Annotated in this window: 17 protein-coding genes and 1 pseudogene; 12 read left to right on the forward strand and 6 right to left on the reverse strand. The window is 72.2% G+C overall.

The window, feature by feature from the left end:
- The first annotated feature begins 1 nt into the window (after nucleotide 1).
- From ACFRAL_RS08170 to ACFRAL_RS08205, 8 genes are all read left to right on the forward strand, one after another.
- Nucleotides 2-865, forward strand: coding sequence for an NYN domain-containing protein (locus tag ACFRAL_RS08170; protein ID WP_336396513.1), 864 nt, complete (start codon nucleotides 2-4; stop codon nucleotides 863-865).
- A 63-nt stretch (nucleotides 866-928) separates the two neighbouring features.
- The gene (locus tag ACFRAL_RS08175) at nucleotides 929-2,131 is read left to right on the forward strand and encodes an ROK family transcriptional regulator (RefSeq protein WP_336396514.1); all 1,203 of its coding nucleotides are present in this window, start codon (nucleotides 929-931) and stop codon (nucleotides 2,129-2,131) included.
- The gene (locus tag ACFRAL_RS08180; RefSeq protein ID WP_378881584.1) at nucleotides 2,128-3,237 is read left to right on the forward strand and encodes a substrate-binding domain-containing protein; all 1,110 of its coding nucleotides are present in this window, start codon (nucleotides 2,128-2,130) and stop codon (nucleotides 3,235-3,237) included. The genes ACFRAL_RS08175 and ACFRAL_RS08180 overlap by 4 nt, the downstream gene beginning before the upstream one ends.
- 54 nt (nucleotides 3,238-3,291) lie before the next feature.
- On the forward strand, nucleotides 3,292-4,209 hold the full coding sequence (locus ACFRAL_RS08185) for an ATP-binding cassette domain-containing protein (protein ID WP_378881585.1): 918 nt from the start codon (nucleotides 3,292-3,294) through the stop codon (nucleotides 4,207-4,209).
- Entirely contained in the window at nucleotides 4,206-5,453 is a 1,248-nt protein-coding gene (locus ACFRAL_RS08190) for a sugar ABC transporter permease (RefSeq protein ID WP_378881588.1), read from the forward strand. Before ACFRAL_RS08185 ends, ACFRAL_RS08190 begins: the two co-directional genes overlap by 4 nt.
- 297 nt (nucleotides 5,454-5,750) lie before the next feature.
- Nucleotides 5,751-6,839, forward strand: a complete 1,089-nt coding sequence (locus ACFRAL_RS08195) for a sugar ABC transporter substrate-binding protein (RefSeq protein ID WP_378881591.1) — start codon at nucleotides 5,751-5,753, stop codon at nucleotides 6,837-6,839.
- Nucleotides 6,840-6,970: 131 nt separating this feature from the next.
- Complete coding sequence (locus ACFRAL_RS08200; protein ID WP_378882139.1) at nucleotides 6,971-7,741, forward strand: ATP-binding cassette domain-containing protein; 771 nt, start codon at nucleotides 6,971-6,973, stop codon at nucleotides 7,739-7,741.
- On the forward strand, nucleotides 7,738-9,006 hold the full coding sequence (locus tag ACFRAL_RS08205; protein WP_336396520.1) for an ABC transporter permease: 1,269 nt from the start codon (nucleotides 7,738-7,740) through the stop codon (nucleotides 9,004-9,006). Before ACFRAL_RS08200 ends, ACFRAL_RS08205 begins: the two co-directional genes overlap by 4 nt.
- An 80-nt stretch (nucleotides 9,007-9,086) precedes the next feature.
- Here the strand turns inward: ACFRAL_RS08205 and ACFRAL_RS08210 are convergent, their stop codons facing one another.
- From ACFRAL_RS08210 to ACFRAL_RS08220, 3 genes are read right to left on the reverse strand one after another with little or no spacing between them, the layout of a single operon-like run.
- Entirely contained in the window at nucleotides 9,087-9,794 is a 708-nt protein-coding gene (locus ACFRAL_RS08210) for an NAD-dependent deacylase (protein WP_378881594.1), read from the reverse strand.
- A complete protein-coding gene (locus ACFRAL_RS08215; protein ID WP_378881597.1) occupies nucleotides 9,791-10,411 on the reverse strand; it encodes a hypothetical protein in 621 nt (206 codons plus the stop codon). Before ACFRAL_RS08215 ends, ACFRAL_RS08210 begins: the two co-directional genes overlap by 4 nt.
- 32 nt (nucleotides 10,412-10,443) lie before the next feature.
- A complete protein-coding gene (locus ACFRAL_RS08220; RefSeq protein ID WP_378881599.1) occupies nucleotides 10,444-11,979 on the reverse strand; it encodes a CitMHS family transporter in 1,536 nt (511 codons plus the stop codon).
- Nucleotides 11,980-12,154: 175 nt separating this feature from the next.
- Between ACFRAL_RS08220 and ACFRAL_RS08225 the strand changes: the two genes are divergently transcribed.
- Together ACFRAL_RS08225 and ACFRAL_RS08230 are read left to right on the forward strand one after the other, a co-directional pair.
- The gene (locus ACFRAL_RS08225) at nucleotides 12,155-13,819 is read left to right on the forward strand and encodes an ATP-binding protein (protein WP_378881602.1); all 1,665 of its coding nucleotides are present in this window, start codon (nucleotides 12,155-12,157) and stop codon (nucleotides 13,817-13,819) included.
- Nucleotides 13,816-14,472: a response regulator gene (locus tag ACFRAL_RS08230; RefSeq protein WP_378881605.1), complete on the forward strand. Its 657-nt coding sequence runs from the start codon at nucleotides 13,816-13,818 to the stop codon at nucleotides 14,470-14,472. Before ACFRAL_RS08225 ends, ACFRAL_RS08230 begins: the two co-directional genes overlap by 4 nt.
- A gap of 18 nt (nucleotides 14,473-14,490) precedes the next feature.
- Here ACFRAL_RS08230 and ACFRAL_RS08235 read toward each other — a convergent pair whose 3' ends face one another.
- A complete protein-coding gene (locus tag ACFRAL_RS08235) occupies nucleotides 14,491-16,056 on the reverse strand; it encodes an ATP-dependent DNA ligase (RefSeq protein WP_378881608.1) in 1,566 nt (521 codons plus the stop codon).
- Between the two features lie 145 nt (nucleotides 16,057-16,201).
- Here ACFRAL_RS08235 and ACFRAL_RS08240 point away from each other — a divergent pair.
- Nucleotides 16,202-17,449 (forward strand): annotated as a pseudogene (locus ACFRAL_RS08240) (endonuclease/exonuclease/phosphatase family protein).
- A 9-nt stretch (nucleotides 17,450-17,458) separates the two neighbouring features.
- Here the strand turns inward: ACFRAL_RS08240 and ACFRAL_RS08245 are convergent.
- Together ACFRAL_RS08245 and ACFRAL_RS08250 are read right to left on the reverse strand one after the other, a co-directional pair.
- A complete protein-coding gene (locus tag ACFRAL_RS08245; protein ID WP_378881611.1) occupies nucleotides 17,459-18,229 on the reverse strand; it encodes an LLM class flavin-dependent oxidoreductase in 771 nt (256 codons plus the stop codon).
- Nucleotides 18,226-19,098, reverse strand: a complete 873-nt coding sequence (locus tag ACFRAL_RS08250) for an LLM class flavin-dependent oxidoreductase (RefSeq protein ID WP_378881613.1) — start codon at nucleotides 19,096-19,098, stop codon at nucleotides 18,226-18,228. The genes ACFRAL_RS08245 and ACFRAL_RS08250 overlap by 4 nt, the downstream gene beginning before the upstream one ends.
- A gap of 127 nt (nucleotides 19,099-19,225) precedes the next feature.
- Here ACFRAL_RS08250 and ACFRAL_RS08255 point away from each other — a divergent pair, with 127 nt between their 5' ends.
- The gene (locus tag ACFRAL_RS08255) at nucleotides 19,226-19,945 is read left to right on the forward strand and encodes a DUF72 domain-containing protein (protein WP_378881616.1); all 720 of its coding nucleotides are present in this window, start codon (nucleotides 19,226-19,228) and stop codon (nucleotides 19,943-19,945) included.
- Nucleotides 19,946-20,119: the final 174 nt, after the last annotated feature.

The raw sequence follows: 20,119 nt of genomic DNA on the forward strand, positions 1-20,119 counted from the left end.
AGTGGCCGAACTGCAGAACGCCCGCGTGGCGGTCTACCTGGACTTCGACAACATCGTCATGTCCTGGTACGACCGCGTGCACGGCAAGAACTCGTACTCGCGCGATCGGCAGAAGATCTCGGCGGGCGGCTCGGACCCCGAGATCGCCGAGCGCCTGACCGCCGCCACCATCGACGTCGGAGCCATCATCGACTACGCCACGTCGTTCGGGACCCTCGTGCTCACCCGCGCCTATGCCGACTGGTCCGCGCCGGTCAACGCGGAGTACCGCTCGCAGCTCGTCGCGCGGGCGGTCGACCTGGTGCAGCTCTTCCCCGCCGCGGCCTACGCCAAGAACGGCGCGGACATCCGCCTCGCCGTGGACGCCGTCGAAGACATGTTCCGGCTGCCGGATCTCACCCACGTCGTCATCGTCGCGGGCGACTCCGACTACGTGCCGCTCGCCCAGCGCTGCAAGCGCCTCGGCCGGTTCGTCGTGGGCGTGGGCGTCGCCGGCTCGACGGCGAAGTCGCTGGCGGCGGCGTGCGACCAGTTCGACTCGTACGACGCCCTGCCAGGTGTGGCAGGACCCCCGGAGGACAAGAAGGATGCCGCGCCGCAGCGTCGTCGCAGCAGGAAGGCCGCGGCGGACCCGGCCGGATCGCTGCTGGAGCGCGCGCTGCGCCTGGAGAGCGACAAGGACGACGTCGAGTGGCAGCACGCGTCCGCGGTCAAGAGCCTCATCAAGCGACTCGACCCGTCCTTCAGCGAGAAGGCTCTCGGCCACCGGAGCTTCTCGGAGTTCGTGAAGGCGCATACGGACGTCGCGGAAGTCGACGAATCCGGCAACATCGTGCTCATCCGCCTCGCCGAAGGGCGCCGCTGACCGGCAGGTCCACCGGCGATTCCCGCCCGACCTGCGAAATCGGGGGTCCGCTACAGTGAAGCTGTGGCACGCCGTAACGCCCCGCCGGGCTCGCAGACCTCGCTGCGCGAGGCAAACCGCGCGCGCGTCGTCGAGTCGCTCAAGCGCCACGGCCGTCTGACGCAGATCGAGCTCGCCGGCAGCACCGGCCTGTCTCCGGCCACGGTCTCCAACATCGTCAAGGAGCTGACCGCGTCGGGCCTGCTCCACACGTCCTTCACCACCAGCAGCGGCCGCCGCGCCACGCTGGTGTCCCTCGCCCGCCGCCTCGGCCTCGTCGCCGGCGTGCACTACAGCTCCCGCCACCTTCACATCGCGATCGCCGACACCGCGCGCACCATCGTGACGCAGTCGTCGCTTCCGCTCCCCCTCGACCATCGCCATGACTCCGAGCTCGACCGGCTGGCGCTCCTGCTGGGCGACATGATGGAGTCGCTCGGAAGCACGCTCACCGACCTCCTGGCGGTGGGACTGGCGCTGCCTGCGCCGATCGACCCGCGTACGGGCATGGTCTCGACCCCGGGTCTGCTGCGCGGCTGGGAGGGCGTGGACGTCGCCGAGAGCCTGTCCGCGCGTATCGGGCGGCCGGTCTACGTCGACAGCGAGGCCAACCTGGGCGGACTCGCCGAGGCGCGCGAGGGGAACGGCCGCGCGGCCGCATCCAGCGTCTTCATCCGCGTCGGCCACACGATCAGCGCCGGTCTCATCGTCGACGGCGACCTCTTCCGGGGCGTCAACGGCAAGGCAGGGCAGATCGGGCACGTGACGCTCGACGAGAACGGGCCGATCTGCCGCTGCAGCAACCGCGGGTGCCTCGAGACGTACGCCGGCGGGCCGGCGCTGCTGTCGCTCTTCCCGCCGAGCGAGGGCATGCACCGCCTCGGCGACCTGCTGCAGGCGGCCGAGACCGGCGACGGCGCCGCCCGGCGCGTCATCGCCGACGCCGGACGCCACATCGGCATCGCCGCGGCGAGCCTGTGCAACCTCGTCGACCCCGGGCTCATCGTGATCGGCGGCGAGCTGGGCCAGGCCGGCGAGATCCTCATGGCGCCGATGCGCCATGCCCTCGAGCGCACGGCGCTCGCGTCCGCCGACGGCCTCCCCGAGATCGTCGGGGCTTCGTTCGGCGAGTGGGCGGAGTCGCGCGGGGCGATCGCGATCGCCCTCGATCACGTCACGGTCGACGCACAGCTGCCGAGCGCGCCGTCGCTGCCCATCACCGCGTGAGCAGACCCATGCGCGGCATGCACGCCCACGGGTCGCGGCAGGGCCGCACCCGGCGCAGCGCAGCGGTCGCGGCATCCGCTCTCCTCCTCCTCGCCGCGCTGCTGGCGGCGTGCACGACGTCGCCCGCGCCGGGGCGCGCCCCCTCCGACGACACCGTCGCCCTGCTGCTGCCCGATGCGAAGACCGCGCGGTACGAGACGTTCGACCGCCCGCTGTTCGAGGCGCGGATCGCCGAGCTCGGCGACTACCGCGTCCTGTACGCCAACGCCGACCAGGACGCCGCGAAGCAGCAGCAGCAGGCCGAGTCCGCCCTCACCGCGGGGGCCGGCGTGCTCGTGCTCGACCCGGTCGACGCGAACGCCGCCGTCAGCATCGTGACCTCGGCGAACGCCAAGGGGGTGCCGGTGATCTCGTACGACCGCCTCGTGGCCGGCGGCGACCTGGCGTACTACATCTCGTTCGACAACGAGAAGGTCGGCGTCCTGCAGGCGGAGGCGTTCGTCGAGGGCGTGCGGGCCAGCGGCGAGGACGGCGGCATCCTCATGGTCAACGGCTCGCCCACCGACAGCAACGCCGCGCTGTTCAAGCGGGGGGCGCACAGCATCATCGACGAGAGCGGGCTGCGCGTCCTCGCCGAGTACGACACCCCCGGCTGGAGCCCGGAGAAGGCCCAGGAGTGGGTGTCGGGCCAGATCGCGCAGCACGGCGACGCGATCACCGGGGTCTACGCCGCCAACGACGCCACGGCCGGGGGCGCGATCGCGGCGCTGCGCGTCGCCGACGTCGATCCCCTCCCGATCGTGACGGGACAGGATGCCGAGCTCTCGGCGATCCAGCGGATCCTCACCGGCGACCAGCACATGACCGTCTACAAGGCGATCGCGCCGCAGGCGGAGCTCGCCGCCGAGGTCGCCGTGAAGCTGCTGAACGGCGAGGAGGTGACGGCGCCGATGGAGATCGACGGGACGCCGGCGACGCTGCTCGACCCCGTCGCCGTCACCGTCGACGACATCATGGGCACCGTCGTCGCCGACGGCTTCTGGTCCGTCGGCGACATCTGCACCCCCGCCTACGCCGATGCGTGCGAAGCCGCAGGGATCGGGTAGGGTCCTGTCTCTGGCGGCGAACGGCCGGGACGCGATGATGGGGACGGGGCGAGGATGTCGGTGACGCACCCGCGGACGGGAAGGCCGCGCGAGCGCGTGCTCACCATGCGCGGCATCGGCAAGCACTTCGGCGCCGTCAAGGCGCTCACCGACGTGGACTTCTGGGTCAACGAGGGCGAGGTGGTCGCCCTCGTCGGCGACAACGGCGCGGGCAAGTCCACGCTCGTCAAGGTGCTCGCCGGGGTCCATCCGCCGGATGCGGGGACCCTCGAGTTCGACGGCGAGCCGGTCGACATCCACTCCCCCGCGGACGCGCAGGAGCTCGGCATCGAGACGATCTTCCAGGACCTCGCGCTGTGCGACAACCTCGACGTCGTGGCGAACCTGTGGCTCGGGCGCGAGCTGCGCGACGGCGCCACCCTCGACGAGGTGGGCATGGAGCAGCGCACCTGGACGCTGCTGCGCGAGCTGTCGGCCAAGATCCCCTCGGTCCGGGTGCCGGTGGCGTCGCTGTCCGGCGGGCAGCGGCAGACCGTCGCGATCGCGCGGTCTCTCATCGGCGAGCCGCGCGTGGTCATCCTCGACGAGCCCACCGCGGCGCTCGGGGTGGCGCAGACGGCGGAGGTCCTCAATCTCATCGAGCGGCTGCGCGAACGCGGCCACGGCGTCATCCTCATCAGCCACAACATGGCCGACGTCATGGCGGTCGCCGACCGCGTCGTCGTGCTGCGGCTCGGACGCAACAACGGCGTCTACAACGTCGCCGACGTCACGAGCGAGATCCTCATCGCGGCCATCACCGGCGCCGCCGACCACTCCGCGCTCCGGCGCACGCCGGATCGCGGCGCGGCGCCGCCGCCTCCCGTGGACGAGCCGCAGGTCGAGACCGAGACGGCCGGGGGCACGGTGATCCGGATGCCCCGGCGCGGGTCGCGGCGGCCGCCGCGGCCCCGCGGGGAGGGGACGCGATGAGCGCGCGCGGCGACGAGCGTCTGGCCGAGCCGCTCCCCGAGGAGCGCGTGCTCAGCGGCAGCCGGCTCCGCCACGCGTGGGAGGGGTTCGTCGCCCGGATCCGCGAGGGCGAGCTGGGCACGCTGCCGGTCGTCCTGGGGATCGCGGTGATCTGGACGGTGTTCCAGCTTCTGAACCCGGTGTTCCTCTCCAGCGAGAACCTCGTGAACCTCACGATGCAGTGCGCCGCGATCGGCACGATCGCCCTCGGCGTGGTGCTGGTGCTGCTGGTGGGCGAGATCGACCTCTCCGTGGGATCGGTGTCGGGCCTGGCGGCGGCCGTGCTCGCGGTCACGTTCGTGCAGCTGCAGTGGAACCCCATCATCGCCGTCCTCGCGGGCATGGCCATCGGCTGTCTCGTCGGCCTGCTCTACGGCTACCTGTTCACCAGGTTCGGCCTGCCCAGCTTCGTCATCACGCTCGCCGGCCTGCTCGGCTTCCTCGGCCTGCAGCTGTGGGTGCTCGGCGAGACAGGCTCCATCGCCATCCCGTTCGACTCGTGGCTGGTGCAGTTCGCCCAGCAGCTGTTCCTTCCGCCCTGGGCGTCGTACGTCCTCGCCGTGGTGGCGGCGGGCGCGTTCGCGTGGTCGCTCGTGCGGCGGGCGCACCGCCGTGCCGCCGCCAACCTCGTCAGCCAGAGCTACGCCGAGATCGCGACCCGGAGCATCGCGCTCCTGGCCTTCCTCCTCGCCGCGACCTGGTACCTGAACCTGTACCGCGGCGTGGGCGTGATGTTCCTGTTCTTCCTCGGGCTCGTCGTCGTGATGAACTTCCTGCTGACGCGCACCCGGTGGGGACGCGCGGTGTACGCCGTCGGCGGTTCCGTCGAGGCCGCCCGTCGCGCCGGCATCCGCGTGAACCGGATCTATCTGTCGGTGTTCGCGATGTGCTCGACGCTCGCCGCCGTCGGCGGCATCCTCGCCGCGGCGCGACTGGCCTCGGCCAACCAGAGCTCGGGCACCGGCGACGTCAATCTGAACGCGATCGCGGCCGCGGTCATCGGCGGAACAAGTCTCTTCGGCGGGCGAGGGTCCGCGTTCTCGGCCCTCATCGGCATCGTCGTCATCCAGTCGATCTCGTCGGGCCTGACGCTGCTCAACCTCGACTCTTCGGTGCAGTTCATGGTCACCGGCGTCGTGCTCGTGCTCGCCGTGATCGTCGACTCGCTGTCGCGTCGCACGCGCGCGGCGACGGGTCGGGCGTGACGGGCGAAGGCCGCTCGCTGTCTTCACTTGACGAACACGCTACCGCGGCGTACCGTGCACACTACGTGGCGTACTGCGCAATCTGCTTCTGATCTGCGCATCAGACAAGCATTCTGCACGGAAAGCGCTCTCGCGGCACAGGAACACGAGTGGGGCGATGACCCGGCGTCCCGGCGTTGTCAAAGCGTTATGTTCAAGACTTGACGCCAAGATTCGATCATCGCCATGATCGCTTTCAGCGCGATGCGCACGGGAAGGGACCCGGGCCTCGCTCGCTTCAATGACGAAAGGCGAATGATGAAGAAGTCTTCACTCCTCGCCGTGGCGGCCCTCACGGGCGCGGCCGCGGTGGTGCTGGCGGGATGCGCCGGCGGCAACGGCGACACCGGGGACGGGGGCGACGGCGGCGACGGCGGCGGCGACGCCGCGGGCCGCGCGTGCGTGATCCTCCCCGACGCGGCATCCTCGCCGCGCTGGGAGAACTTCGACCGCAAGTACCTCCAGGAGGGCCTGGAGGGCGCCGGCTTCGACGTCGACATCCAGAACGCCCAGGGCGACGTCAACAAGTACTCGACGATCGCGGACCAGCAGCTCACCCAGGGCTGCGGCGTCATGCTCCTGGTCGACTACCAGGGCGCTGCAGAGGCCGTGGCGGCGAAGGCGAAGGGCGAGGGCATCCCCGTCATCGCCTACGACCGTCCGTTCGAGGGCGCCGACTACTACGTGTCGTTCGACAACGTCGAGGTCGGCCGCCTCGAGGGCCAGACGGTCCTGGACGGACTGGAGGCCGCCGGCAAGGACCCGGCCACGGCTGTCGTGGTGTACATGGGCGGCGACCCGACCGACGGCAACGCGGCCATGTTCAAGGAGGGCGCGGTCGAGGTCATGGAAGGCGCGGGCATCACGCCGGCGGCGGAGCCCCCGGGGGTGTGGGACCAGGCCAAGTCGCAGACCAACTTCGAGCAGGCGCTGACCTCGCTCAACGGCCAGGTCGACGGCGTCTGGGTCGCCAACGACACCAACGCGGCCGGCGTCATCAAGGTGCTGCAGGACAACAACCTCGAGGGCGTCGCCGTCTCGGGACAGGACGCGAACGTCGCGGGCCTGCAGAACATCCTCCTCGGCTGGCAGACCGCCACGGTCTACAAGCCGGTGAAGGACGAGGCGGATGCCGCGGTCGAGACCGCGGTGGCGCTCCTGAACGGCGAGGACGTGACGACCGAGGCCGAGCTCGACGACGGCACGCCGTACATCCAGGTCACCCCGATCCTGGTGGGACCGGAGCAGGTCAAGGACGTCATCGCGGCGGGCGACGCCGAGTACGACGACGTCTGCACGCCGGAAGTGATGGCGGCCTGCGAGGAGTACGGAGTCACCGCAGAGTAGTCCGCGGGCCTGCGGGCTGAACCGCAGGGGCGTCGCGCCGCAGGGGGCGGCGCCCCAACAACCCCGGAACCCCTAAACACCAGGAAAACAGCAAGTAAAAAACACAAACCCCCACAGAGCCGATCATCAAGCTGGTCGGCGTCAAGAAGTCCTTCGGCCCCGTCAGCGTCCTCAAGGGCGTCGACCTCGAAGTCCGCCCCGGGAAGGTCACCGCACTCGTCGGTGACAACGGCGCCGGGAAGTCCACCCTCATCAAGGGCCTCGCCGGCGTGCAGCCGTACGACGAGGGCGAAGTCCTCATCGACGGCCAGCACCGCGACCTCCACGCGCCCCGGGATGCATCCGGCCTCGGCATCGAGGTCGTCTACCAGGACCTGGCGCTCTGCGACAACCTCGACATCGTGCAGAACATGTTCCTCGGTCGCGAGGAGCTGTCGTTCGGCACGTTCGACGAGGGCCGCATGGAGAAGGAGGCGTCCGACACCCTCCGCTCGCTGTCCGTGCGCACCGTGAAGTCGGTGCGGCAGAAGGTCTCGAGCCTGTCCGGCGGGCAGCGGCAGACCGTCGCGATCGCCCGCGCGGTCCTCAAGAAGGCCCGCGTCGTCATCCTCGACGAGCCGACGGCGGCCCTGGGCGTCGCGCAGACCGAGCAGGTGCTGAACCTGGTCACACGCCTCTCCGAGCAGGGCGTCGCGGTGGTCCTCATCAGCCACAACCTCGCCGACGTCTTCCAGGTCGCCGACGACATCGCGGTGCTGTACCTCGGCCAGATGGTGGCGCAGATCCCGACGAGCCAGACCACGCGCGACGACGTGGTCGGCTACATCACCGGCACCAAGACACCCCAGGGCGTCACGATCCTCGACACCTCGACCGTCCGCACCGAAGGAGGCGTGGAATGACCGCGAATGCGACCCGCACCGAGGCCGCGCCCGATCCCCTCGCGAGCGACCTCATCGGCAGCGGCGTCGAGGGCGGCGTCGGCGACCAGCTCCGGGCGTGGTGGCAGCGCGTGCGCGGCGGCGACATGGGCGCGCTCCCGGCCATCGGCGGGCTCGTCGTCCTGTTCACCCTGTTCTCGATCCTGAGCCCGTTCTTCCTCACCGAGCGCAACTTCGCGAACCTACTGAACCAGGCCGCGACCCTCGTGGTGCTCGGCATGGCGCTGGTCTTCGTGCTGCTGCTGGGCGAGATCGACCTGTCGGCGGGCGTCACCGGCGGTGTCGGCATGGCCCTGTTCGTGGTGCTCGCCTCGCAGGGCGTCCCGTGGCCGCTGGCGCTGCTGATCGGCTTCGGCTTCGGCTTCCTCACCGGCGCGCTGATAGGTTTCTTCGTCGCCAGGGTCGGCATCCCGTCGTTCGTCGTGACGCTGGGCCTGTTCCTGGGCTTCCAGGGTCTCGCGCTGGTGATCATCGGTCCGGGCGGGCTGTTCCGCCTCGAGGTGCCCGAGCTGATCGCGCTGCAGAACGGCAACCTGCCCGTGTGGGGCGGATGGGTGATGCTCGCGATCATGCTCGTCATCTCGGGCGCCACGTCGTTCTGGGACCGCGCGCGCCGCACGCGCGCGGGTGTCCCCAACCGGGCGCTGTCGCTGGTGTGGATCAAGCTGGCCGTCATCGCCGTGATCGGCGGCGTGGTCGTGTTCGTGCTCAACCAGAACCGCGGCCAGTCCGTGGTCGAGGTCGCCGGCGTCCCGATCGTCGTGCCGGTGGTGCTCGCCATCCTGTGGCTCGGCACGTTCCTGCTCGACCGCACCCGGTTCGGCCGCTACATCTACGCCATCGGCGGCAACGCCGAAGCCGCGCGCCGCTCGGGCGTCAAGGTGCGGTGGATCAAGTGGTGGGCGTTCGTCATCTGCTCGAGCCTCGCCGTGTTCTCCGCGCTCCTCAGTGTCGCCCGCGTCGGATCGGTCGACGCGACCGTCGGTCGTGACATCGTGCTCTCGGGTGTCGCCGCGGCGGTCGTCGGCGGCGTCAGCCTCTTCGGCGGCAAGGGGCGTCTGATGCACGCGGCGATCGGCGCGCTCGTGATCGCGACGATCACGAACGGCCTCGGTCTGCTGAACCTCCCCGCGGGGGTCAACCTGCTGGTCACCGGCGGCGTGCTCATCCTCGCCGCGACCGTCGACGCGCTCTCGCGTCTGCGCTCGGGCGGCGGGCGGACGTAGTCCGCACCCGTCGATGCGACGGCGCTGGGTGGAGCAACTCCGCCCGGCGCCGTCGCGTGCCGCCGGTGCGCGCAGCCGGTTCAGCCCGGCTCCGCCCGCCCCTCGACGATCTCGTCCACCCACTGCGGCACCAGCTCGCTCGCCCGGCCGGCGCGCGCATCGTCGAACGGGATGATCGCGTCGCTCGGATCCAGGTTCAGCTCGACCGTGCGAGCGCCGAATGCCGATGCGAGGGCGACGTAGCCGGCGGCGGGATAGACGGCGCCCGACGTGCCGATCGAGACGAACACGTCGCACGCGACGACGGCCTGTTCGATGCGGTCGAGCTCGTACGGCATCTCGCCGAACCAGACCACGTCGGGCCGCAGCATCCGCTCCCCGCACACCGGGCAGGCTGGTCGGCCGATGAGGTCGCCGTCCCACGCCGGGCGCGCGCCGCACGTCAGGCACAGCGCGCGGCGCAGCTCGCCGTGCATGTGCACGAGATCGCGGCTGCCGGCCCGCTCGTGCAGGTCGTCGACGTTCTGCGTCACGACGAGCAGGTCGTCGGCGATCGCCCCCTCGAGCCTCGCGAGGGCGCGGTGCGCGGCGTTCGGGGCGACGGATGCCAGCGCCCGCCGCCTCGCGTCGTAGAAGGCCAGCACGGTGTCGGGGTCGCGCTCGAACGCCTCGGGCGTCGCGACGTCCTCGACGTCGTGCCCCTCCCACAGCCCGCCGGCATCGCGGAACGTGGGGACGCCGCTCTCGGCCGAGATGCCCGCCCCCGTCAGCACGACGATGCGGGTCACCGCACGGTCCCCGGCGCGACGTGCGAGAGGACCCGCTCCCACACGTCGGCCAGAATGAGGCGCGACTGCGGATCCGACGTCTCGGGGATCATCTCCACGCGGGCCGACGCCAGGCGGTCGCCGAACCAGCGGGCCGCCGGGGCCGCGGCGTCGGGATCGTCCCGTCCGTTGAGGATGAGCGTGGCAGCGGTGACGCCGGCCAGCACCTCGGCGACCTCTGCGCCGCCGAGCTCGGTGTCCGGCCGGGGCACGGCGACGAGCGCCAGGCGGTCGACCCCGGCGCCCAGATGAGCGGCGACGAGGATCGCCACCTCGCCGGCGTCGCCGACGCCGACCACGCCGACGGGACGGTCGTGACGCTCCTCCGCGACGAATCGAGCGATCGTCGCGGCCGTCATCTCGGCCGCCGTCGCCCCGCGATACGCCGCGGGGTCGTCGATGTCGTCGATGGTCAGACCCACTGCCACGATGCGCGCGTCCCGCCGGGCGGTGACGTCCGGTCGCGGGTCCGACAGCGTCGAGATGCCCGCCCTGAGCAGGAAGACGGTGCGCTGCGCACCCGGCGCGCCGAAGCTGCGGTGCTCATAGGAGGCGCTGGGCGCCGGTCCCTTGGTCATGCCGCGATCCTACGAGGGGGCGCCCGCAGCGGTCACGCCATCAGAGGAATGGCTCCGACCAGCACCCCGACGGCGAGCATCGCGAGCGAGACCACGCAGGCCCGCCACAGCACCTTCTTGTGGTGATCGCCGAGGTTCACGCTCGCCAGCGAGACCAGCAGCAGGATCGCCGGCACGAGCGGGCTCTGCAGGTGCACCGGCTGGCCGGTGATGGAGGCGCGAGCCATCTCCACCGGCGCGATCCCGAAGTGCTCCGCGCTCTGGGCGAGCACCGGCAGGATGCCGTAGTAGAACGCGTCGTTCGACATGAAGAACGTGAAGGGGATCGACAGGACGCCCGTGATGACCGCGAGGAACGGGCCGAGGGATGCCGGGATCACCGTCGTGATCCACGTCGCCATCGCGTCGACCATGCCGGTGCCGTTGAGCACCCCGACCAGCACGCCGGCGGCGAGCACCATCGACACGACGCCCACGATGCTCGGGGCGTGCGCGACGATCTCGTCGGCCTGCCCCTTGAGCTTGGGGAAGTTGACGACGAGGGCGACGGCGGCGCCCACCATGAAGACGTAGGCGAGCGGGAAGACGTCCAGCACGAGGAGCACCATAACGGCGATCGTGAGCGCCAGGTTGAACCAGATCAGCTTGGGCCGCAGGGACGCCCGGTTCGGGTCGAGGATCGTGTCGGCCATCGCGGTGTCCTCGCGGTCGACGACCGCCGTCGCGACGGGCACTGCGCTGCGCCCGCCGGCGAGCGTCACGATGTTGCCGGTGCGCAGCGTCGCGCGGGCGCCGGGCTTCGCGTCCGAGCCCCGGAAGATGCGCGGACCGGCGAGCACCCCGTCCCCGTCGTCCAGGCGCGACGTGTCGATGCTGCCCAGCCGCTTGCGCTCGGCGAGACCGAGGAACCACGAGAACGCCAGGGCGATGACGACGCCCGCCGCCAGCGACGGCAGCATCGGCACGAAGACATCGGTCGGCTGGAGGCCGAGCGCCGTCGCCGCGCGCACGGTGGGCCCGCCCCACGGCACGATGTTGAGGGTGCCGTTCATCAGCCCGGCGACGCACGTGAGCACGACCGGGCTCATGCCCAGGCGCAGATAGATCGGCAGCATGGCCGAGGTCGTGATGATGAACGTCGTCGACCCGTCGCCGTCGAGCGAGACGGCGCCGGCGAGGAGCGCCGTGCCGAGCACGACCTTCGCCGGATCGTCGCCGAGCAGACGGGTGATCGAGCGGATGAGGGGGTCGAAGAGACCCACGTCGATCATGATGCCGAAGTACATGATGGCGAACATGAGCAGCGCCGCGGTCGGCGCCATGCTGCCGATCGCGTCGAGGATCATGTCACCCAGTCCGAGTCCCGCACCCGCGAACAGCCCGAACGCGGTCGGCACGACGATGAGCGCCACCATGGGCGTGAGGCGCCTGGTCATGATGAGCGCCATGAACACCAGGACCATCGTGAACCCGAGTGCCACCAGCACCCACTCCGGCGGGACGAACGCGGTCGCGTAGCCCTCCTCCGCCTCGGCGGCCTGGACGATCAGCGAGGCTGCAGCCTGCATGTCGACTCCTTCGTCGTGTCGTGCGTCCGCACCCCTCGGTGCGCGTCCGGACACGTTACGAAAGGCCGGCGGCGCGGCGCGCGCTTGCTCGCATTGCCGCAGGTTCTGCGCGTAGGGTGTCTTCTGCGCATTGTGCTCACGTGCGCGCAAGACCGGGACGGACGCTGGGGGTGGGATGCGCTTCGCGACACGGCTCCTGCTGGCGCAGCTCGCGACCGTCGCCGCCGTCGTCGCGGTCTGCGCCGTCGTGTTCGGGTGGCTGGGGGTCCGCCAGCTGCGCGAGGAGTCCGAGGCCGCTGCGCTCAACATCGCCCGCACGATCGCCGAGGACAGGGACGTGAAGACGCTGGTCGCCGAGCTCTCGGCGGACCCCGGGACTCCGGATGCCGCGGATCTGCGCGGCGGGCCGCTCCAAGCGATCGCGGCGGACGTCGCCGAGCGCACCGATGCCCTCTTCGTGGTCATCACCGACGATCACGGCATCCGTCTCGCCCATCCCACCGAGGCGCTCCTCGGCGAGGTCGTCTCCACGCCGTTCGCGGAAGTGCTCGAGGGCAACGAGGTCGTCGACTGGGAGGTGGGCACGCTCGGCGAGTCCGCGCGGGCGAAGGTGCCGATCTACCCCGAGGGCGAGGGCGCGCCGGTCGGCGAGGTGAGCGTCGGCTTCGAGCGCGCGAGCGTCTTCGACGACCTCCCGGCGCTGCTCGCGACGATCGCCGTCGCTGCCGTGGGCGGCGTCGCGCTCGCCGCGCTGGCCACGCTGCTGCTGCGGCGGCGGTTCGAGCGGCTGACCCTGGGCCTGCAGCCCGAGGAGCTCGTCGCGCTGGTGCAGAACCAGGCCGCGGTCCTGGAGGGAGTCGGCGACGGCGTCCTGGCGCTGTCGCCCGACGGCCGGGTGCAGGTCTGCAACCAGGCGGCGGAGCGGATGCTGGGGCTCGACGGACCGGTCGGCCGCCGGTTCGAGGAGCTGCCACTGCCCGACGCCGTCCGTGAGGCGGTCATCCAGGGCGCGTCCGCCGTCGAGGCGGTGGTGGGCGACCGCGTGCTGTACCTCGACACCCGCCCCGTCGTGCGCGGCGGACGCGCGCTCGGCCGGATCGTCGTGGTGCGCGACCGCACCGACGTGGAAGCGCTGGCCGGGCGCCTGGAGACCGTGCGTACCATGACCGAGGCGCTGCGGGTGCAGCGGCACGAGTTCGCGAACCGGCTGCACGTGGCATCCGGTCTCATCGATGCGGACCGCGTCGACGAGGCGCGCAGCTTCCTCGGCGACCTCACGGAGCGCGGCGCGGTGGACTTCGGCGTGGCCGGCCTCGAGCGCGTGCCGGATGCGTTCCTCACGTCGCTCATCGGCGCGACCGCGGCCACGGCCCGGGAGCGCGGCGTGAGCGTCCGCATCTCCGACGACACGCTCCTGCTGAGCGAGGTCGTGGCGGCGGAGGACGTGGCCGCGATCCTCGGCAACCTCGTGGGCAACGCCGTGACCGCGGCGGTCGACGGATCCGGGCCTGCCTGGGTCGAGATCGCGCTGTTCGGAGACGAGGATGAGCTCGTCATGACCGTGTCGGACTCCGGCCGCGGCATCCGCCCCTCCGGCGCCGACCCGTTCGCGCGCGCGGGCTTCCGCGACCCCGTCGAGGCCGAAGCGGACGACGGGGCCGGCGACCGCGTCCACGGTCACGGCTTCGGACTGCCGCTGTCGCGCGATCTCGCCCGGCGCCGCGGCGGGGACGTCTGGGTGATCGACGCCGGCGGCGCGCAGTCGGGCGCCGTCTTCGGGGCGAGGATCCCCGGCGCGCTGCGCGCCGGACGGAACACGGACCAGGAGGAGAACCGGTGACCGGATCCATCCACGTGCTCGTCGTCGACGACGACTTCCGCGTCGCGGGACTGCATCGCGACATCGTCGCATCCCGCCCCGGCTTCACCGCGCTGGCTCCGGTGCACTCGCTGGGCGCGGCGCGGCAGGCGCTGCGGACGCAGCGCCCCGACCTGCTCCTGGTCGACGCCTTCCTCCCCGACGGTGACGGCGTCGACTTCGTCGCCGGCGTCGACACCGACGCGTTCGTTCTGTCGGCGGCGACCGATGCCACCACCGTGCGCCGGGCCCTTCGCGCGGGTGCGATCGCCTACCTCGCCAAGCCGTTCGACGCGCGCGCGCTCGCGGACCGGCTCGACCGCTACGCGCGCATGCGCAACCTGCTCCTCACCGACCGTCCTCTCGAACAGGAGCAGATCGACCGGGCGCTCATGATCATGCACGGCGGCGCGGAGCCGGCGACGGTGGCGCGATCGGCGACGGAGCAGCTGATCCTCGAGGGCCTCGGCGACAGCGAGGCCTCTGCGTCCGAGGTCGCCGAGCGGGTGGGGATCTCCCGCGCGACCGCCCAGCGTCACCTCGCGGGCCTGGCGAGCCGCGGGCAGGTCGAAGTCCGGCTGCGGTACGGCACGACGGGCCGGCCGGAGCACCGGTATGTCGTCGCAGGCGGTTGACGCGCGACGGGGGTGGACTCATCCGCGCAGCAGGGCTCGCAGCGTCTGGATCGTGTCGGCCTCGTCGGGCCGCTTGTCTGGCCGGTAGCCCTTGACCCGCGCGAAGCGCAGGGCGACGCCGCCCGGGTAGCGCGGCGAGCGCTGCACGCCGTCGATGGCGATCTCGACCACCGTGACGGGACGCACGTGCACGGCGGAGGACGAGCGATGGGTCTCGATCGCCGGGAAGTGCTCGGTCTGCCACCGCAGCGTCGCGTCGGTGAGGCCCTTGAACGTCTTGCCGACCATGACGAAGCCGCCGGGCTCGCCGAACTCCCCGGTCGGGTCGAGTGCGCCCAGATGGAGGTTGGAGAGCAGCCCGGTGCGGCGGCCCGAGCCCCACTCCACCGCGAGCACCACGAGGTCGTAGGTCAGCACCGGCTTCACCTTCAGCCAGCTCTTGCCACGGCGCCCCGCCGCATACGGCGCGTCGACGGCCTTGACCATGATGCCCTCGTGGCCGGCCGCGAGAGCCTCGCGCGAGAACTCCTCCGCCCGCCCGGGATCGTTCGTGACGATGCCCGGCATGCGCGCGTCGCCGGCGATGCGCGCGAGCTCGCCCAGCCGTGTCTCGAGGGGCTCGTCGATGAGATCGCGGCCGTCGACGTGCAGGATGTCGAAGAACCAGGGTCGCAGCACGACCGCCTGGGCGGACTCGGCGCCGAAGGCGTCGGCCGTCTCGGAGCCGAAGCGCGCCATGGTGTCCTGGAACGGCCGGGGGCCGCCGTCCTCGTCGAGCGCGAGCGTCTCGCCGTCGAGGATCACCCGCCGGGCGGGGAACGCCCGCACGACGTCGACGATCTCGGGAACGCGGTGCGTGATCTCGGCGAGGCTGCGCGTGTACACGTGCACCTCGTCGCCGTCGCGATGCACCTGGATGCGCGCACCGTCGAGCTTGAACTCCACCGACGCCGCGGCCTGCCCGCCGACCCCGCCGATCGACTCGAGCGCCGCCGTCGGAGACGACGCGGTGGCCGCCAGCATGGGCAGCACGGGCCTGCCGACCGCGAGCCCGATGGCGGCGAGGTCGGCGGGAGTTCCGGCCAGGGCCACGCGGGCTGTCGCGCCGAGATCGCCCGACAGCATCGCCGCGCGGCGCACCGCCGGCGCGTCGCGGTCGGACGCCTTCGCGATGGCGTCGAGCAGCACGCCTTCGAGCGCGCCGGTGCGGAGCTCGCCGAGCATCACGCGCTGGAGGAAGTCCCACTCCCCCGCCGTCGCGCGGGCCGCGAGCGCCTGCAGCTCGCCGCGTCGCGCCGCCACCGACCCGGGGCCGTCGGAGCCGGCGAGCCGGCTCAGCGCCGCGTCGACGTCGAGGATGCCGAGCGAGGGAGCGTCGGCGTGGCCGACGTCGAGGTCGCTGAGGCCGCGCCACCCGACGCCGAGCCGCCCCTGCCTCGGGCTCGCGACCAGGAACCCGATCGCGGGAGCGACCTCGTCGGGGTCGAGTTCGCGCACCACCGCCGCGAGCGCGGCCACCTTGGCAAGTCGCGACGACGTCGCGGCCACCGCCTCCGTCGCGAGGACGAGATCGTTGAGCAGCACCCCCGCATTGTCGCACCGTCCTCAGACAGTCGTCGCGCGCATCCGCGCGGACGCTTCCTCGGGTGTTCTTCCGCTCGTCACCTCCCGCGCCTAGCGTGGAGGCGGTATCCCCACCGTCACAGGATCTCGCCCCGAAGGAGCCCCGATGTCGACTCGACTCCGCGGCACGCTCGCCGTCGCCGCCGCTCTCGCCCTCGCCGCCACCGGCGCGGCACCCGCCGTCGCGGCCCCCGGATCCCCGGGTCGCCCCGTCCAGGACGAGACCCTGCGGGTGGCGACCTTCAACCTCTCGCTGAACCGCGCGAACGCCGGCGACCTGGTCACGGATCTGTCCACCGGCGCGAACGCGCAGGCGCGGACCGTGGCCGAGATCATCCAGCGGGCGGATCCCGACGTCGTCCTCCTCAACGAGTTCGACTACGTCGAGGGCGGCATCGCGGTCGACCTGTTCCGCGAGAACTACCTCGAAGTCGGCTAGCAGGGTGCCGACCCCGTCGAGTATCCCTACGCGTTCGTCGCGCCGTCCAACACCGGCATCCCGAGCGGGTTCGACCTGAACAACAACGGCGCGGTCGGCGGCGGCGACGACGCGTTCGGCTTCGGCGCCTTCCCCGGCCAGTACGGGATGGTCGTGCTCTCGAAGCATCCGATCGTGGCCGACGACGTGCGCACCTTCCAGGGCTTCCTCTGGAAGGACATGCCCGGCGCTCTCCTGCCCGACGACCCCGCGACGGCCGCGCCCGCCGACTGGTACTCGCCGGAGGAGCTCGCGGTGTTCCGGCTGTCGAGCAAGTCGCACTGGGACGTCCCGGTGCAGGTGGGCGATCAGACCGTCCACGTGCTCGCATCCCACCCGACGCCACCCACGTTCGACAGCACGGAGGACCGCAACGGACGCCGGAACCACGACGAGATCCGGTTCTGGGCCGACTACGTCACCCCCGGCCAGGGGCGCTACATCTACGACGATGAGGGTGTGCGCGGCGGCCTCTCACCCGCCGAGTCGTTCGTGATCCTCGGCGACCAGAACGCGGACCCGCTGGACGGAGACTCGGTCGACGCCGCGATCGACCAGCTGCTCGGCAACCGTCGCATCCAGGATCCGCTGCCGGCGTCTGCGGGGGCCGTCGAGGCGGCCGCGCTGCAGGGCGGCGCCAACGCCACCCACCGCGGCGACCCGCGCTACGACACCGCCGACTTCGCCGACACGGCACCGGGCAACCTGCGCGCGGACTACGTGCTTCCCTCGCGTCAGCTCGGCATCGCCGACGCGGGGGTGTTCTGGCCCGTGCAGGCCGACCCGCTGTCGGCGCTGACCGGCGTCTTCCCCTTTCCGAGCAGCGACCACCGCCTGGTGTGGGTCGACCTCGAGGTCCCGCGTACGGGACGCTGACCGGTTCGTTCAGGTCGCGGCGGTCGCCGCGACCTGAACGAACCGCTCGTACGCCGCCGGGGACTCCTCGGCCACGATCGCCCGGAGCACCACCTCGTCGACGTGAGGACGGTACGCCGCGAGGCCGTCGGCGACGGCGTCCGGACGCAGCACCGTCGCGCCGGCGTCGATGCCGAGCCGCTCGAGGTTCGCCGCATACGCCGGAAACCCCGCGTAGCGCGCCGTCTCGGCCTCCAGCCGCGGGATCGCCGCGTCCTCGACAGCGGTCCGCACGTACAGCGCGACGTGGGCATCGGACGCGAGCCCGTGGGCTTCGGCCGCCTGTTCGCGCGCCGCCTCGGGCGTGAGCCAGCTCAGGAGCAGACCATCGGATGCCGTGGCCCCGAGCCGCCGCATCCGCGGGCCCAGCGCCCCGACGACGACGCGCGCGCGGGAGCCCTCGCGGAGCGCGGCGGCGGCGTCGCGCACCCGCGCGAGCGCGCCGACGGCGCCCGCGCCGGAGCCGATCCCCAGCACGAGCCGGTCGGCGGGCAGATCCAGCTGGGCGACGCGCTCGAGGATCTGCGCAGGCTCGCGCCGGTCGACGGGAAGCACCCCGGTCGCGAGGACCAGACGCTCCGACGCGCGAGCGGCCGCGGCGAGCACCTCCAGTGCATCGGAGCCCGGGGTGTCGTTGACCCACAGCGCGTGGAAGCCGGCGGCCTCGATCTGCGGTGCGAGGCGCGCAGCGAGATCGGCGCCGACGGCCGCTGCGATCCCGATCGAGACGCGCGCGCTCACCGCCCGCGCTCCACGAGCCGGGCGACCTCTCCTGCGGCGGCGTAGAACTCCGGCATGCCGGTGCGCGACGCAGGGAGCAGGACCACCTCGTCGACGCCGGCGTCGAAGAACGCGCCCGCACCCGCCGCGACGGCCGCGGGATCCCCCCACAGGGCGCGCTCGGCGGGGTCGGGCTTGTCGCCGACGTCGGCGATCGCGCGGGCCTCGGCATCCGCCCCGAACGCCGTCACCACGTACGCGACGATGTCGTGCTCGCCGGCCCGGCCCGCGGTCATCCGCGCATCGCGGATCGCCGAGACGCGCTCGGCGACCTCCGTCGCGGTGTGTCCGGAATCGAGCACGGTGCCGTCGGCGACCTCTCCGCTCAACCGCACCGTCTTCGGACCCTCGGCTGCGGCGTACACGAGCGGCGGCGTCGCCGGCGGGTAGTCCAGCTGCACGCCGTCGAGCCGGACGTAGCGGCCTTCGACGTCGACGCGCTCGCCGGCGAGCAGGCTGCGCAGGGCGGGCACGTACTCGCGCATGAGCGAGAGCGGCGAAGAGACGCGCGCGCCGACCTGACCCATCCACGGCAGCACCCCGTGACCGACGCCGGGTAGCAGCCGGCCGGGGAACAGCCGCTCGAGCGTCGCGATCTCCATCGCCGTCGCCGCGGCGTTGCGCAGCGGCATCGGCGCGATGCCGATCCCGACGCGCAGCCGGTCGGTCCACGCCAGTGCGGCCCCGACGGCGGCGAAGGCGGACAGTCGGAAGCAGTCCTCCCACACCCACAGCTCGGGGACGCCCGCGCGCTCGGCCGCCAGCACCCCGTCGCGGAACTCGTCGGGGGTGTGCGTGTACGGGTTGAAGATCGCGCCGATGCGGGTCATGGACCCACTCTGGCAGGCGGCGCCGACACCGCGCGATCACGCGGGCGGACAGCGCAGGGTCTACAAGCATCCCTGCCGGTTCGCAACCCGCTCCCGACGCGTCGAGGACCACGTGCATCCTGGGCACATGGCACGGATCGGGACGTCGGGCTGGGTCTACCCGCACTGGCGAGGTGTGCTCTACCACGGGGATCAGCGGGGGTGGCTGGACCAGTACGCCGCCGAGTTCGACGTCGTGGAGCTCAACGGCAGCTTCTACCGCTGGCCCGCCGACGCGCGCTTCGCCGCGTGGCGCGACCGGCTTCCCGAGGGGTTCGAGATGGCGGTCAAGGCGCCGCGGGGGCTGACCCATGCCCGGCGGCTGCTGGAGCCCGAGGTGTGGATCGATCGGGTCACGCGGGGCATGCACGAACTGGACGGGCGACGGGGCCCGCTGCTGGTCCAGCTCCATCCCGCGATGGAGCGCGACGACGCGCGGCTGGACCACTTCCTCTCGGCTCTCCCGGCGTGGATCCGGCCCGCGATCGAATTCCGCCACCCGTCGTGGGTCGACGAGAACGTCTTCGGGATGCTGGAACGCCACGGCGCCGCCTACTGCGTCATGAGCGGGGCGCGGCTGCCGTGCGTCCTGCGGGCGACCGCGCACCTGGTCTACGTGCGCCTTCACGGCCCGGACCACAGGCACCTGTACCGCGGCTCGTACTCGGATGCCGACCTCGCGTGGTGGGCCGAGCGCATCCGCGAGTGGGAGGGCTCGGGTCACGAGGTGCACGCGTACTTCAACAACGACGGCGAGGGCCACGCGGTGCACAACGCGCGCACGCTGCGGAGGCTCCTGTCGGCGTGAGCCGCCGGCGCTTCCCGGCGCGGGGACGGGCTCCTCGCCGGCCGGACGACGAGAGGCGCCCGGCCCCCCGGGCCCGCGCCCCTCGGGCCGGGGGGGGCGCGATCCGGCCCCCCCGACACCCCAACCCGCAGGGACCGCCACTACCTCCGCAGCGGGAGCCCCGGGGACGGGGGC

This window comes from Microbacterium sp. NPDC056736, from assembly GCF_042790415.1.
In the GTDB taxonomy this organism is placed as follows: domain Bacteria; phylum Actinomycetota; class Actinomycetes; order Actinomycetales; family Microbacteriaceae; genus Microbacterium.